16 protein-coding genes are annotated in these 14,263 nt (G+C 51.6%); 11 read left to right on the forward strand and 5 right to left on the reverse strand.

The window, feature by feature from the left end; genetic code table 11:
• From IQ260_RS16325 to IQ260_RS16340, 4 genes are all read left to right on the forward strand, one after another.
• A partial coding sequence (locus IQ260_RS16325; RefSeq protein ID WP_193994170.1) for a CofH family radical SAM protein occupies positions 1–741 on the forward strand: 741 nt, incomplete at its 5' end.
• A gap of 123 nt (positions 742–864) precedes the next feature.
• The gene (locus tag IQ260_RS16330) at positions 865–1,581 is read left to right on the forward strand and encodes a hypothetical protein (protein WP_193994171.1); all 717 of its coding nucleotides are present in this window, start codon (positions 865–867) and stop codon (positions 1,579–1,581) included.
• Positions 1,511–2,362 carry an alpha/beta fold hydrolase gene (locus IQ260_RS16335; protein WP_193994172.1) on the forward strand — a complete coding sequence of 284 codons (852 nt, stop codon included), beginning with the start codon at positions 1,511–1,513 and terminating at the stop codon, positions 2,360–2,362. The genes IQ260_RS16330 and IQ260_RS16335 overlap by 71 nt, the downstream gene beginning before the upstream one ends.
• A 358-nt stretch (positions 2,363–2,720) precedes the next feature.
• A complete protein-coding gene (locus tag IQ260_RS16340) occupies positions 2,721–3,497 on the forward strand; it encodes a 2OG-Fe dioxygenase family protein (protein ID WP_193994173.1) in 777 nt (258 codons plus the stop codon).
• A 15-nt stretch (positions 3,498–3,512) separates the two neighbouring features.
• Here the strand turns inward: IQ260_RS16340 and IQ260_RS16345 are convergent, their stop codons facing one another.
• The 3 genes from IQ260_RS16345 to IQ260_RS16355 all read right to left on the reverse strand — a co-directional run bounded on the left by IQ260_RS16345 (position 3,513) and on the right by IQ260_RS16355 (position 5,437).
• Positions 3,513–3,848 (reverse strand): hypothetical protein, encoded by a 336-nt coding sequence (locus IQ260_RS16345; RefSeq protein WP_193994174.1) that lies wholly within the window; start codon positions 3,846–3,848, stop codon positions 3,513–3,515.
• 40 nt (positions 3,849–3,888) lie between these two features.
• Entirely contained in the window at positions 3,889–4,929 is a 1,041-nt protein-coding gene (locus IQ260_RS16350) for an alpha/beta hydrolase (protein ID WP_193994175.1), read from the reverse strand.
• 145 nt (positions 4,930–5,074) lie between these two features.
• Complete coding sequence (locus IQ260_RS16355; protein WP_193994176.1) at positions 5,075–5,437, reverse strand: hypothetical protein; 363 nt, start codon at positions 5,435–5,437, stop codon at positions 5,075–5,077.
• Positions 5,438–5,543: 106 nt separating this feature from the next.
• Between IQ260_RS16355 and IQ260_RS16360 the strand changes: the two genes are divergently transcribed.
• The 4 genes from IQ260_RS16360 to IQ260_RS16375 all read left to right on the forward strand — a co-directional run bounded on the left by IQ260_RS16360 (position 5,544) and on the right by IQ260_RS16375 (position 9,636).
• Positions 5,544–6,062, forward strand: coding sequence for a DUF1499 domain-containing protein (locus tag IQ260_RS16360; RefSeq protein ID WP_193994177.1), 519 nt, complete (start codon positions 5,544–5,546; stop codon positions 6,060–6,062).
• A 6-nt stretch (positions 6,063–6,068) separates the two neighbouring features.
• A complete protein-coding gene (locus IQ260_RS16365) occupies positions 6,069–6,923 on the forward strand; it encodes a GNAT family N-acetyltransferase (protein ID WP_228016178.1) in 855 nt (284 codons plus the stop codon).
• 69 nt (positions 6,924–6,992) lie between these two features.
• Positions 6,993–8,639, forward strand: a complete 1,647-nt coding sequence (gene crtI / locus IQ260_RS16370) for a phytoene desaturase family protein (RefSeq protein ID WP_193994178.1) — start codon at positions 6,993–6,995, stop codon at positions 8,637–8,639.
• A gap of 79 nt (positions 8,640–8,718) precedes the next feature.
• Entirely contained in the window at positions 8,719–9,636 is a 918-nt protein-coding gene (locus IQ260_RS16375) for a M23 family metallopeptidase (protein ID WP_193994179.1), read from the forward strand.
• A gap of 18 nt (positions 9,637–9,654) precedes the next feature.
• Here the strand turns inward: IQ260_RS16375 and IQ260_RS16380 are convergent, their stop codons facing one another.
• On the reverse strand, positions 9,655–10,107 hold the full coding sequence (locus tag IQ260_RS16380) for a hypothetical protein (RefSeq protein ID WP_193994180.1): 453 nt from the start codon (positions 10,105–10,107) through the stop codon (positions 9,655–9,657).
• 295 nt (positions 10,108–10,402) lie between these two features.
• Between IQ260_RS16380 and IQ260_RS31705 the strand changes: the two genes are divergently transcribed.
• Positions 10,403–10,915 carry a pentapeptide repeat-containing protein gene (locus IQ260_RS31705; protein ID WP_193994181.1) on the forward strand — a complete coding sequence of 171 codons (513 nt, stop codon included), beginning with the start codon at positions 10,403–10,405 and terminating at the stop codon, positions 10,913–10,915.
• Between the two features lie 37 nt (positions 10,916–10,952).
• On the opposite strand, the gene IQ260_RS16390 is transcribed toward IQ260_RS31705, so the two are convergent.
• Positions 10,953–11,678, reverse strand: coding sequence for a 4'-phosphopantetheinyl transferase family protein (locus IQ260_RS16390; protein ID WP_193994182.1), 726 nt, complete (start codon positions 11,676–11,678; stop codon positions 10,953–10,955).
• 119 nt (positions 11,679–11,797) lie between these two features.
• On the opposite strand from IQ260_RS16390, the gene IQ260_RS16395 reads away from it, so the two are divergent.
• Complete coding sequence (locus IQ260_RS16395) at positions 11,798–12,988, forward strand: NAD(P)/FAD-dependent oxidoreductase (RefSeq protein ID WP_193994183.1); 1,191 nt, start codon at positions 11,798–11,800, stop codon at positions 12,986–12,988.
• A gap of 166 nt (positions 12,989–13,154) precedes the next feature.
• Positions 13,155–14,263 (forward strand): proton extrusion protein PcxA (locus IQ260_RS16400; RefSeq protein WP_193994184.1); only part of this gene is annotated, 1,109 nt, incomplete at its 3' end.

The raw sequence follows: 14,263 nt of genomic DNA on the forward strand, positions 1-14,263 counted from the left end.
GCTTTTTCACCGCAGGAAGTTCAGTTTATTGCTCGGGAGGACAGTCTGGACTTTTCCACGGTTATTCGAGAGCTGGCCCAGGCAGGGGTGGGTTCGCTCCCCGGTACGGCGGCGGAGGTTCTCGATGACCGGGTGCGCCGGGTGATCTGTCCTGAAAAAATTAATGCGGCTACCTGGCTTGAGATTGTAGCCCAGGCTCACCAGTTAGGAATGCCCACCACCAGCACCATGCTGTCGGGCCATATTGAAACCATTGAGCAGCAGATCGACCATTTAGACCAGCTGCGACGACTGCAGCAGCACTCGCTATCCCAGGGTGAAACCGGCATTACCGAATTTATTTTGCTGCCCTTTGTGGGACAAGATGCTCCAGCCCCAATGCGCAAGCGGGTGGGACGAGATCAGCCGGTCCTTGCCGATGCTCTACTGCTGACCGCCGTTGCTCGCATTTATCTGGGACGCTGGATTAAAAACCATCAGCCTAGCTGGGTCAAGCTGGGGTTAGAGGTGGCGACCGAAGCTCTAGATTGGGGGTGTAACGATATTGGGGGCACTCTAATGGAGGAGCATATTACCTCCATGGCCGGGGCTCAGGGGGGGACCTGTCAGTCGGTGGCGGATTTGGTGGCTGCGATCGCAACACTCAAGCGTCCCAGTCAGCAGCGAGATACGCTTTACAACGTCGTGTCAACATCAGGGTCGTATCAACATCAGGCGTATCCCTTAAATCAACAACGGTAAATTATTAACAGACGCATCCAATCGTTACGTTTGCCGACATTTAGCTCTATTCCCATATCAGCTTTGTACAGTAATCGAGGGGCTCAGCTCCTATTCTTGTGTTCCAACTGACCCGTCAGCTGCATGCTCAAACTGATCAGCATTCTACCTGCGACTAAGCAGCGTAAGCTCCGTGACTATCTCAATAAACATCGCGTACTTCTAACATTGGATACCTCCAGCTATGGCGTAGGACGTCGTCGCTATTGGCTGCAGCACCAACCCATTCTAGGCAGCGGTGGCAGGCACTATCAGCCTGCTGTGCAACAGGCTCAGTTTTGGCACTTTTGCCAAACCATCTATCAACGGGCTAGCCAAATTGCCCTACCGGATCAAGAACCCCTCACTTCTGATTTGGGGCTGGTGGCCTACGGCAACGTCGGTATTCGCGAACATCGTGATGATCCCTATGCGGCCTGTCCAGCGGTCAGTATCAATCTTTCAACGGAGCCTACCCGGTGGGGCTATACCGCCATCTACAACAGCTATGATAAACGCCGCCCCAAGCGAGCATCAGAACAGATTCACCAGCTGCCCCCTGGGGCAATTATCATGTTCAACAGTCAAAATCCCCATCGTGTGATCGAACCCGATCCCGAACGCTGGTCCATTAACCTATGGCGGGTCTCGTCACTCTGTCGCCCCTACTTTCAGAGCTATCTAGATGCCCATCCCCTAGCCGATGACAATAATGCGGTAAGCTTTTTCCCACAGGTGGGAGAAAAATACCATGGCCAAGAGCGAAATGAAGGACACGCAAATTGGGGACCTCCAGTGGGTTTACCGCGAATGGGTCCCTGACAAGCCCAACGATAAACCGCCTGTCGTCATGCTCCACGGGTTAGTGTCCCAAAGCTATAGCTGGCGAGACGTGATGCCAGCCATAGGTGAGTACGGATTTCGCAGCATTGCCCCCGACTGGATTGGCCATGGCTCATCTTCCAAGCCTGATATTCGACAATTTGACTATAAACCGGAAACCTATCTCCGGGCCTTCGGTGACTACATTGATGCCCTAGAGCTTGATCGTTTTTCGCTCGTAGTACAGGGCTTTCTCGGGGTTACGGGGCTACTGTACGCCGCCCAAAATCCTGACAAAATCGAAAAGCTGATCATTCTCAATAGCCCTTTGCCCCCTAAGGCAGATATTCCCCTCAAGATCAAAATGATGGGATGGCCCATGGTAGGGGATGTGATGACTCAAGATCCGCTCTTAGTAGACCGCACCCTAGAAGGTGGTGGTCCTTACCAAGTATCAGATGAGGATCTAGATATTTACCGGCGTCCGTTTCTAAAAAGCTCGGATGTGGGGCGTTCTCTAATGTGGACTATCCGCGCTATGAAGATGGCCCCCATTACTGAGCAGATAGCCCCAGGGTTTGCCAACTGGTCACGGCCTACCCTGGTTGTTTGGGGAATTGCAGATCCCTGGCTATCCGCAGATGATGCGAAGGCATTTGCCCAAGGTTTAGACGATGGTGAGTATATGGAACTCACAGAAGTGGGTCATTATGCTCAAGAAGATTGGGCAGAAAAGGTGAGTGAGGCTGTAGCGCCGTTTTTGAGAAAGCAAGAATTATAAGCAGTGTTGAAGTTTTGGGTGAATGTAACGCTCCTTTCAAAACAAACTGCTAAAAACGGACCGCTGTGAACAGTTTTTTCTGTTGTAGTCGGGCCGCTCATCAATGTGCGTGGGATTTGATGGAGGCAGTACTACACAGATACTCCCCTGTATCCACCGTCTGAACTTAGGTAAAACCGCGCTGGGTCTTTGCTCCCAGCGCGGTTTTACCTATGCCAATTCCGTAACCCCATCATGGTGCTTGAAACCCAGGTCACATCAACTGTCTGAAATATATCAAAAAATATTGATATGACGGTTCAAAGCAATTGTCATATAGCGATTTCCGCTATTTGCTCACAATTACTATCTGGGTTTTATGTACAGTTTAAAGATCAATACCAAGACAACACTGCCCACCGCATGTGCTGAGGCACTGGCACTGTCAACGCCATTATTGAGCCAATCTGAAACTCTCAACTTACTGTCATCCTGTGGTTCTTTAGGCCCAGATCCCAGCTCTCAACATTTCACTCGGCGGACTAAAAGTATTGCCTATGTAATGTGCATTGAAGGTCAGTGGTTTCAGCTGAGGGCGGACTTTTTTAGTCAGCCGCAACAGTACAATGATTTTTCAGGGGGGTATAAGCGTTTTTATCGAGAGTTACCGGCTGAGTTTTTGGCGTGTAAGGCGACCCAGAAAGTTCTCTCGGCATTTCAGCAAACCTATCGGCTACCTGAAAAAGAGCTGATGTTGGTGCAGGTGCAAACCAGCCATATCAACCACAACAATATCGATCAATGCCTGACAGGACAGGGAATCCATTCAGATGGTGCCGATCGGGCCATGCTGGTATGTCTACAGCGGGATAATGTCACCCACGCCGAGAGTGCTATCTATCATGATCTCAAGGGACATCGTGCTGTGTTAGATCCGTTTATTTTGCAGCAGGGCCATGGGCTACTGTGGCAAGATAATCAGGTGTTTCACCATGTAGCCCCCGCTCAGCTGGCGGATCCCCACATGGATGGGAGTAGAACGGTTTTGATCGCCCATTATCCAGCCTTTCATTATTTGAGTGGCAAGCCCAATCCCAACAATACCCTGGGAACGAACCAGGTATCCTCCCGTAGACGTTTGAGACTCCAGCACTAGACTGCTGTTGGGGCATTAGTCGCCTTGGTTAATGCCCCGAGATCGCAACGTTACTTGTAATTCTCTCAGGAGGCTGGCTTGTTCCTGGTGGAGGGTCTCCAATTTGGCTAGCAGGCTAATGAGTTGTTGATCTTGGGAGTCTTCAGATGGAGACCTGAGGGGATTTTGGGTGATTAACCAACGCCCTAGAAATAGGGGGGATTTGCCCAGCCATTTGAGGCTACGACGTAGGAGCTGATTGACCATGGAGATGGCCAGCTGTAGGCAGACGAGCAGGGCGATTGCGATCGCAATCAGCCAATACGGATGGTGCATTCCCCACAAAACTGTTGTTTCCGTGGGGGTTAACATCGCCTCTATCAGACTCGTGGGTATTACCCAACAACCTAAATTAATAATCATCCCGCCGGTCCCGCCGCCACCGCTTACGATTTTTTAACTCTCGCTGGACGGCAATGCTCCATTTATCCACCAGGGTCATCATGGCCGGCATATCCCGCGAGACCTTATGTTCCCAGCCCAGCTCAGCCACCACCGACCTAAACGTACGCCGCTTGGTCATCCGATAGGCAATTTCCTCTACCTCGTGCCAGGTCAAATTGCTTTCGATGTTAGCTTTGGTAATTACCGTTAACAGACTAGTAAACCGGTTACCCTCCGCTTCGGTCATCATGGTGTGGGGAATATCCAACACCCGATCAAAACTATGGTGCCAGCAGTAAGGCTGGTGTTCTAAGGCGGCCTCAAAAAAACGCTGGTGATCGTAATTGTTGACGGCGCGATCGCTCTCACTAGAGACCATAAAAATGGGTGCTATGGGAGACTTTTTAACCCGCTTAAAATTGTATTTTGCAATCCGCAGCACCGCCCGCAGGGCAGAAATCTCAAAACCTGGATAGCTCGGTCCTAAAAGGCGCTCCCATTCAAAGTAGGTATCGACATGTTTAACAAACAGATCGATCACCTTACTGCTAGCACTAAAATAGGGCGCAAATAAAATTGTCCGATAGATATCATCGGCCTTTTCCATCGCTAGCCAGGTGGCCAGGGTGGCCCCCCCTGAGAGACCACCTACCACCACCTGGGAGCCCAGCATCTTGGCAATTTTGAGCCACTGCAGTCCAAACTTGAGATAAATGCGGGGGTCGTCGGTCAGCGGCGGTGGATTCCCAGGTCCCCACTTGCCGGCTAAACCATGGCCAGGCATCAACGGAACGATGACGTTAAACCCTGCTTTGTGGAGGATTTGAGCCATGGGAATAAACTGATATGGCCCGGCGGTAAACCCATGAAAAAATAGACAGACTTTGTCGGTCGGTTGACTATGGAATAGAAAATATGAGCGGCAAAGACTGTCAATCAGCGATAGCTCTGATTCACGAGCCGATATTTTACTTTCTAGAACCTTTTTAAGGGTTAGGTAGTCTGCCATAGCAACACGATGTCTGGGCACAGTCGCATACTACCGTCCAGACTTGGCATATTCCCAAAGATTGCGGGACTGCTTAATAGTCTTGATGGGATTTAGGTCGTTCGGCATCGCTGAATCTAACCACTCGCCGTAGAAACCTACGGGTTTATTCAGGCGTTTTATCAGCCGAGGGCTGCTCGGTATCGGCTGACGGAGGCTCATTGGCGTCAGTCTCATCGGCATTACTTGTCAGCAAGAGCACAGTACCACTGCCATCAACGGTGCAAGAGCCCCGCTCGTTGGGAAATTCTGTCATGGACCAAAGAATCAAAAATGTGCCATCTTCCATGGATTCTGATGGCCTCAGTTTAGGGGTACGCTCTGGTGTAACTAAGGTTTCATAGCAGCCACGGGCAATGGTTTCGATGTCGTCTGGAATGACCGGTCTCTTTGGACCACAGGCGCTGAGCGCCAGCAGCAGCCAGACATAATGCAGCCTAAAGTTCCTAGGTGGCTTTAGGGGTGCCATACGACACTCAGAAAATAGTCGCGTCAGATTCATTCCTTAAATGGGTAACGCTCCTACAATCAATAGGAGCTGATAGCAGCTTACAAAACTTTTAGGCCCCGTCCCCATGCAATTATTTCGCGTCCTTCTACCTCTGTTGGTTTCCGTTTGCCTATCTGTCTGTTTAGTATTCACCAGTTCTCCTGCCATGGCTGCACCGGTAGCCGTATTGCCTGGACTCAAGGGGGTTTTTACGGGGACGCCGCCCGCTGATATTGGCATTCATGATACTCAGCTGAGCCCCTGCCCCGCGTCGCCCAACTGTGTGAGCACCAGCAGCAGTGACGATGAGCACACCATTGCCCCGATTGAGTATACGACTGACCGAGACGCCGTGCGCGCTCAGCTGGTGGCGGTGATTCAAAACCAGCCCCGGACTGAAATTATTGAACAGACCGATGACTATGTGCGGGTGGAGTTTACTAGCCGCCTGATGGGGTTTGTAGACGATGCGGAGTTTTATTTTGTGCCGGATGGGCATACCATTGCCATGCGCTCTGCGGCCCGGCTGGGGGAGTCAGACCTGGGGGTGAATCGGCGGCGGTTAGAGCAGTTTCGACTGGCCTTGCAGAGTTTGGGGGCTTAGCTAATCATGTCTGTGCCCTCCGAGCGCTATCAGATTAGGGCCATGACTCGTAGTGAGGTGGATGTTGCGATCGCATGGGCCACCTCAGAAGGCTGGAATCCCGGACTATACGATGCCGACTGCTTTTACAACGCGGACCCCAGCGGATTTCTGGTGGGGCTGCTCGACGGCGAGCCAATTGCCTCGATTTCAGCTGTAAAGTATGGCCAATCCTTTGGTTTTATTGGCTTTTACATCGTGAAGCCAGCCTTTCGAGGACAGGGATACGGCCTGTCTATTTGGCATCAGGCACTGAAATCTTTAGAAGGTCGCAACATTGGCCTTGATGGCGTGGTAGCCCAGCAAGCCAACTACATCAAATCTGGATTTACCCTAGCGCATCGGAATATTCGCTATGGGGGTGTGGGCAATGGTCAGACGCACCCTGCGGACTGTGTTTCATTGACCGATATCTCTATGGATACGGTATGTGCCTATGATCGCCGCTTTTTTCCTGAGGACCGGTCTGATTTTATTCAATGTTGGTTAACTCGACCTGATAGCCATGCCGTCGGCATGGTTCAGGGGCAAACCCTGACAGGCTATGGCGTGATTCGCCCCAGTGCCAGCGGCTATAAGATCGGACCACTCTTTGCGGATACAGCCGACATTGCCAACAAAATTTTCTGTGATTTAGTCGCCCAGGTACCCGTGGATAGACCGTTTTATCTAGATGTACCGGCCACCAACGGGGAGGCCATAGCGCTGGCTGAACGATACGGAATGACTTGCGGGTTTGAGACAGCACGAATGTATACCCAGGACGCTCCAGAGCTACCGCTAGAGAAAATTTTTGGTATCACTACATTTGAGTTGGGCTAGTACGCATGCCTGAGGACGCTACAATATTAGAAATATTAAGTGTTCTTTACATTGGGACAGGAGTTGGTTATGGGTCGTAAGCAGGCCGTTGTCATCGGGGCTGGAATTGGCGGATTAGCCATGGGTATCCGTCTCCAAAGTTTGGGGTTTGATACCACCATCGTAGAAATGCTGGATGCCCCCGGCGGTCGTGCTTATGTGCGTAAAGCAGACGGCTTTACCTTTGACATGGGGCCGACGGTGATTACAGTGCCCCACTTTATTGAGGAGCTGTTCTCCCTAGAGCGAGATAAGTCTGCTCTCTCTTTGCCCGATTTTCCAGAAGAAATTGTTGATGAAAGCAAACGCATCAAGTCTGGTATCTCCGGTGGTCCCAATACCAGTCGCTACGTCAAGATTGTTCCCGTCTTGCCCTTCTACCGCATTTACTTTGACGACGGCACCTTTTTTGACTACGACAGCGACCCAGAGAACACTCGTCGACAGATTTTAGAGCTAGGGGAACCCGGCGATTACGAGGGCTATCAGCGGTTCCATGAGGCAGCCAAGGCTGTTTTTGACCGGGGCTTTTTAGAGCTGGGCTACACCCACTTTGGCACTGTGGGCTCCATGCTGCGGGTAGTCCCAGAACTGCTCAAGCTCGATGCGGTCCGCACGCTGTTTAGCTTTACTAGCAAGTATTTTAAGAGCGACAAGCTACGCCAGGTCTTTAGCTTTGAGCCTTTACTCGTGGGGGGTAATCCCCTCTCGGTTCCCGGCATCTATGCCATGATTCACTTTGTGGAAAGCACCTGGGGGATTCACTTTGCCATGGGCGGCACTGGTGCTCTAGTCAGCGGCTTTGTGAAAAAGTTCGAGGAGCTGGGCGGCAAGATTGTCTACAACACCGAGGTCCGCAAGATCAATGTCACCAAGGAAAACGGTAAGAAAATAGTCAAGGGAATTACCCTTGCGGACGGAACGGTGATGAGCGCGGATGCGGTTGTCTCTAACGCTGACTGGGCCACCACCTACGGCAAGATGATTGAGCCCAAGTATCGTTTCTGGAATAGCAACCTGCGGGTCAAAGTCACCCAGCAGTCCATGTCAGTATTTGTCTTGTACCTGGGCTTTAAGGCCGATGGTAATGAGACAAGCAAACTGAGACACCACAACATCATCCTGGGTCCTCGGTATGAAGAGCTATTGAAGGATATCTTTGGCCGCAAGATCATGCCCGAAGACTACTCTCAATATATGCACCTGCCCACGTTGACCGATCCGTCTTTGGCTCCCGAAGGTCACCACGCCGCCTATATTCTGGTGCCGGTTCCCCACAATGGCTCTGGCATTCACTGGGATGAGATGGGGGATAAGCTTCAGGACAAAGTCCTGACGTATATGGATGAGCGGGGCTATTTACCCAACATCAAAGAGCGTTTGGTCCATTGCAGCTACATCACCCCGGATTACTTTGAAAACACGCTAAAAGCTCACATCGGCAATGCGTTTGGACCTGAACCTCTGCTGGTACAGTCGGCCTTGTTCCGTCCCCACAACCGCAGCGAAGATATTCGCAATCTGTATATGGTGGGTGCAGGGACACAGCCGGGGGCCGGTACTCCCAGCGTCATGATGTCGGCCAAGATGACTGCGAGACTGGTTGCTGAGGATTTTGAGGTTGCCCCTGAGGTTTTAGGTGGTGTGTCTGAGGGTAAAGCGGCTTCGCTTGTTTAAGCTTAAAAATTACTGTCGGGTACATCTCTCCATCGGGAGCTAGGATAGGGAGCAGAAAATATCTTTTGCCGTTGGGCCTGTGAATGACGCTACTCAGTCTGCAATTCCCACCAAACGCCGATGTACTGTTACCGTTTCGGCCCAGGCTTGGCATGGTTCTAAAGCGGCGGCACAAACCGTGGGCTGTGGCAGCATTTCCGAACTGCTGGAAAAGCTAGGCAAGGGTGAACTGGCGGTTGTCGTGGCTGATGAAGTCGGACCTCCCCTGCAGGATGGAGAATTTGTGCCCCAGGATGTGGCACCGACGGCCCAGGCGACTTGGCCGTTGGGCGCTCAGCGCCCCGAGCAGCCAGCGACGACAACGGTGCAACCAATAGGCAAATCACGATGGCCTCGATTGTCCCTGGGCAACGTGCCCAAACTTGCCTTAACGGTGACCTGTGCGTCTCTGATTGTGCTACCGATTCTCTATGTGCTGGACCTACGTTTATCACGCCCCCCCAAAGCCTCATTAAACTTAGAGCAAGCGGCCACTCTGACCACGGGGGATACGGTCGCCGGGTATGACGTGACCGATCACATGCGGATTCGCCCGGTCCATCCGGTGACGGGAGCAACCAATGTGCCCCATAACGGTGTGGACCTAGCAACGCCGTCTGGAACGCCTGTGTATGCCGTGGGTGTCACAGGTGATCAGGTGACCGTGGAGTGCTGGTGGGATGTGGACGGTGGCGGCTGGGTCGCGGATCAAACCACAGAGTCCTATCCACAGCTGGTGTTTCAGTCTCTGCACTTGTTAGAAGGGGAGTGCCTTTCCGGCAAGTTTAAGAGTGGTGATGTGATTGCCCTGACGGGGAACAGTGGTCTGGGTTCAGGGGAGCATTATGACTTTCGAGTCAAACTGGATGGTAGCTATATCGACCCGCCCAAACAGTTTGTAGAGGCGGCAATTACAGGGAAGACACTGTCAGTGGATGGCAAATTAGCCGAACGATAAGCCGGTCAGAAGGCTGGATTATTGCAAAGGCTCATCGGGGCTACACACGGTCGACCAGAATTCTACGTCCGTGCGGGATTCGAGCACACCGGTCAGCTGACTGCGATAGCCGGTGAGGCGCTCCCGCTCTAGACCTTCGGTGTAGGGGATAAGTTCGTCAACCGTGGCCACAACGCAGACCCAATCCTTGGTTTCAGCTGCCAAGCTGAGACGGGCTTGGAGCGTATCAACTTCGGCTTGGAGCGCAGCGACGCGATCGCGTTCGATATAGTACTCCATATTTGCGATCGCATTAATCGCGTACACATCCCCAGGCCGTTCTTTCAAGGCCCGCCGAAAATTAATCAGCGCCGTTTGATAATCATAGTCACCGGCATAGGCATAGCCCAGATTCATGGCCCTGGTGTAGGCATCTTGAGCCTGTGTCGGCATATCTGTCTGAGCCAGGACAACAGTTCCAGGCAGAACCATAGACAATCCCAACAGCGAGCCCCATAACCATTGCTTTCCCATAGGTTGCTTTAATGTCCTCTAATGTTTTCGATTGTTTTCGATATTGTTAGCATGGATCGCCTCAAACTACATCCAAAAAGATAGGGTCACGAACCACCTTGCGCCTTTACCCATAAATTGTTACATTAATTCATGTTAATATAAGTTTACAAAAGACTGAATCTACTCATCATTCAGTGCAATGGGTCACTGCAGTATGGGCTATTTCAGTCAGACCCCATTTGACTCTGCACTAGTGATTGAGGACTAATCTGTGGAAGCATCTCAGTTAATAGGGCGCTACGAAATTGGTCAGCGCCAGTTTGAACGGGTAGACCTGCGTGAGGTCCAGCTACCTGAAGTCAACTTAAACGACATTTGTTTGAACTACGCTGATTTAACCTGGGCTAACCTGAGTCAGGCGAATCTGAGCCAGGCGGAACTCTCGGGAGCTATGCTCTGGCGCACTCGCCTCAGCTGGGCCAATCTAAGGCGGGCTAATCTACGGCGGGCTTTGATACTACGCAGCTGTCTCACCTTTGCCGATCTGACGGAGGCATCACTCCAGCAAGCGGACCTACGTTTGAGCGATTTGAGACAGGCAAATTTGCAAGGCGCTAACCTGCAGGGAGCCAAGCTGTGTTTTTCTGACTTGAGCGGTGCGGACTTGTCCAATGCCGATCTCAGCGGCGCGGATCTAACCGGTGCTGTATTGCGAGGTGCTAAATGGCAGGGAGTGCGTTTAGAGGGGGCCATTTCCCCTACGATGCCTCCAGCTCTGGTTTGAGTCGTAGCAGGTCAAACGCCCCTGTATCCTGTCTAAACTACGCTCCGTAGGTCCAAAAACGTATCTGAGTAATATCTAGCGGCATGACTGCTGCTGCCGTGTAGCCATCACAGGGAATAAATCCCTTGAGCTGCCACGGCTGACCCGGCACGTTGAGTTTGGGCTCTGTACTCAAATCCACTTCAATCGCAGCCAGGGACTCGCTAATGCCTTGTCCCGTAGCTTTGAGATAAGCTTCTTTGCAGGTCCAGTACTCTAAAAAAGCCTTGCTTCGCTGAGACGATTCGACGGCAGCGATGGCCTGCTGTTCTGAGGGAGACAGACAGCGCTTGATCAAGCCATCTAGTCGATCCATGGAGCGCAGCTGTTCAATATCCACACCGACAACTTGCCTAGCGACTCCACACAGGGCATATTCACCCGAATGGGAAAGGTTGAACTGCAGTGGGTAATCGCGTAAACAGGGTTTACCGTAGACACCATAATCAAAAACCAAGTCAGCCGGATCTTGTTGAGAGTAACGCGCTAAAATCTGCCGCAGGCTAGTGCGGGCAACGGCAAATTTACGCTGATCGATAGCAAACCGATAGCGCTGTAAACGAGCCTGCTCATCGGTAGCCAAAACATCAACCGACACTGGCTGGTCTAAAGAGATCCGCCACAGATCTAGGGTGGTTGTATCCAGTGTTGTATGGCAATCAGCTGTGGCCGGGCTCCAAGCCCCCTGCTCAAGACAGTGTTTTGCGTTGGTCGGTTGTGCCATACCTTTTTAAAGTCTTTAAAGCTGCTGGGTAAAAACTGAGCACGCTAAACGTTTGTGCATTTATTTGTGCGTTTGTACGCATCATAATCAATGCCATAGACCCCCTAACTATTATTGGCATGCCCCTGGCACTTCCGCAGACCTGGTTCAAATCCCATTCGACCACCGCTCCCCCTCGCATTGTGATTGTCGGCGGTGGATTTGGGGGCTTATACACCGCGTTATATCTACAAAAATATCGCCATCTCAAGCACGGTTCGCTCACCCTGATTGAACCCCGCGATCGCTTTCTGTTTACGCCGTTGCTCTACGAAGTGCTGACGGAGGAGCTGCTGCTGTGGGAAGTAGCCCCTTTCTACAAAACATTATTGGCTGGGACTAATATCCAATGGCGACAAGACTGGGCAACTCATTTTGATCTGGCTCAGCAGCAAGTAAGCCTACATCAGGGAGAGGCTGTTTTCTACGATTATTTGGTGGTGGCCACCGGAGCCAAAACTCGCCAGTTGCCGATTCCGGGTATTCAAGAACATGCCATTACGTTTCGTAGCTTAGCGGATGTAGTCGAGGTCAAGACGCGGTTGGACCACCTGGCGCAGACATCTGCTCCGGTGTCGGTGACTGTTATCGGAGCCGGAGCCAGTGGTGTGGAGCTAGCCACTAAGGTGGCTGACCGGTTGAGTGGCGCTAAGGTGCGACTGGTGGATCGCGGTGCTCATGTGCTGAGGGCATTTCCCAAGGGGTTGCAGCGTCATGCCATGGGGGCTCTGATGCAGCGCGGTGTGGAGATACACCTGAAAACCCAGGTTGATGCAGTGGGAGCTAATTCTATTGGCCTCAATGGGACACAGTATGTGAATGACCTGACGCTGTGGGCCACAGGTACAGAACCGCTGCCCTGGCTAGGGTCACCGATCAATACCAACGATCAAGGACAGGTATGGGTGCGCCCCACCTTGCAGCTAGGGGACTATGACAATGTTTTTGTGATTGGCGATGCGGCAGCCCAGAAACACCCCACGCCTAATACAGCCCAGGCGGCCTATCAAGCGGCGGCGACGGTGGCTGGCAGTCTGGCAAATATGGCTCGCAAGCGTAGGCCCAAACGTTTTCGCTATCTTCATCTGGGGGATATGCTCACCTTGGGTAAGGGGACTGGCGGTGTTTGGAGTTTTGGTATTAGCCTGGCAGGCAGGCTGGGGGGCATTGTACGGCGGGTGGTTTATTTGCATCGGATGCCGACTAATCGCCACCGCCTCAAGGTGGCTCGTCGAGCGTTAAAAGAACTGGTCGGGCGCTTTGGTCTATGAAGACAAAAACAGAGCAATAGTTATTTTTAGGTGGATAATAGCCCCCTTATGTTGGCTGGGTTGCCCAGCGTTGGAACCTGGATTAGACCAATCAATCAAATTTCCAGTGGGCCTTTCGCGGAGTTGATACTATAGTGCTGACATTCCTGAGCACCTACTTACCCCCATGCAGCTTCGGGCCTTTTTCCGCAACGCAGGGCAGTGGCTTTTTAAGTCCCCCGACCAATCACTCGATCAAGCCTACGAAGCTGCGTTGACCATCAAGAAAATAGAAGACGATTATTTCGATGGTAAGCCCATTGCCCAAGACCATGGTAACTATGGGGACAGTGCCTATCGCTATATTCAAGGAGAGGTTGAGCGTAACCTCCTGTTGATCAAACAGCGGATGGCTACCTTTGAGGCTACTCGGTCAAATCTGTCCCAAGATCGACAGATGGAAGTGCAGTTCTATGACGATCAGCAAGACGAGTACACCCTGGATTTGATCGATCAGTCTGCCATCATCTTTAAAAAACTGCAGTTTATTGATGAGATCTTAGAGCGGTACGACCACCTGTTCAATCAACTCGCCACTTTAGCTATAGACAGAGATCCTAATGACTCCCCAAAGGTCTCAAAAAAGGTCTCGCCAGACAGTACCCCCAAACAGCCCGCCAAACCAGACAAAAGCCGGGCAGGATTAGCGGCCCGTAGCGGCATTTTACCCCGTTCAATTTTGCGCACCGTGGATCGGGTCAAACAGGACCTCGATCCTAAAGCAGAAACTGACGTGGTGCGAAATTTTCGCAAATCTCAGGGAAAAACAAAGCTGGCCCTGCGGTTTGTGCTGCTACTGATAATTGTACCGCTGCTGACCCAGCAGTTAACCAAGCACTTTATCATCGGGCCAGTGGTGGACTATGTGCGCCAAACCACCGAGGCTGAGGTCTTTCTCAACGTTGAAATGGAAGAAGAAGCTCTCCATGAGCTGCAACAGTTTGAAGAACGACTTCGGTTTGAGGTGATTTTGGGCAAAGTCGCCACGCTAAACGAAGCTCAGCTAGAAGAGCGGGTTTTAGATAAGGCCCTAGATATTGAAGAAGAATACCGGGAGCGCAGTGCCGATTCTGTCAAAAATGTATTTGCAGATATTTTTGCTGTCTTGGCCTTTTCCCTCCTGTTAAACACCTGCAAACGTCAGATGGTCACCCTCAAGGCCTTTATCGACGAAATTGTTTATGGGTTAAGCGATAGCGCCAAAGCCTTTATTATTATTCTGTTTACCGATATATT

Source organism: Leptolyngbya cf. ectocarpi LEGE 11479 (assembly GCF_015207065.1).
In the GTDB taxonomy this organism is placed as follows: domain Bacteria; phylum Cyanobacteriota; class Cyanobacteriia; order Phormidesmidales; family Phormidesmidaceae; genus Leptothoe; species Leptothoe ectocarpi.

Excerpts from the sequence above, each read along its gene's own strand:
- IQ260_RS16365 (WP_228016178.1), top strand. The coding sequence starts at position 6,069 with ATGTCTGTGCCCTCCGAGCGCTATCAGATTAGGGCCATGACTCGTAGT.
- IQ260_RS16345 (WP_193994174.1), bottom strand. The coding sequence starts at position 3,848 with ATGTTAACCCCCACGGAAACAACAGTTTTGTGGGGAATGCACCATCCG.
- IQ260_RS16395 (WP_193994183.1), top strand. The coding sequence starts at position 11,798 with ATGCCCCTGGCACTTCCGCAGACCTGGTTCAAATCCCATTCGACCACC.
- IQ260_RS16380 (WP_193994180.1), bottom strand. The coding sequence starts at position 10,107 with ATGGTTCTGCCTGGAACTGTTGTCCTGGCTCAGACAGATATGCCGACA.
- IQ260_RS16360 (WP_193994177.1), top strand. The coding sequence starts at position 5,544 with ATGCAATTATTTCGCGTCCTTCTACCTCTGTTGGTTTCCGTTTGCCTA.
- IQ260_RS16335 (WP_193994172.1), top strand. The coding sequence starts at position 1,511 with ATGGCCAAGAGCGAAATGAAGGACACGCAAATTGGGGACCTCCAGTGG.
- IQ260_RS16355 (WP_193994176.1), bottom strand. The coding sequence starts at position 5,437 with ATGGCACCCCTAAAGCCACCTAGGAACTTTAGGCTGCATTATGTCTGG.
- IQ260_RS16390 (WP_193994182.1), bottom strand. The coding sequence starts at position 11,678 with ATGGCACAACCGACCAACGCAAAACACTGTCTTGAGCAGGGGGCTTGG.
- IQ260_RS16350 (WP_193994175.1), bottom strand. The coding sequence starts at position 4,929 with ATGGCAGACTACCTAACCCTTAAAAAGGTTCTAGAAAGTAAAATATCG.
- crtI (WP_193994178.1), top strand. The coding sequence starts at position 6,993 with ATGGGTCGTAAGCAGGCCGTTGTCATCGGGGCTGGAATTGGCGGATTA.
- IQ260_RS16330 (WP_193994171.1), top strand. The coding sequence starts at position 865 with ATGCTCAAACTGATCAGCATTCTACCTGCGACTAAGCAGCGTAAGCTC.
- IQ260_RS16340 (WP_193994173.1), top strand. The coding sequence starts at position 2,721 with ATGTACAGTTTAAAGATCAATACCAAGACAACACTGCCCACCGCATGT.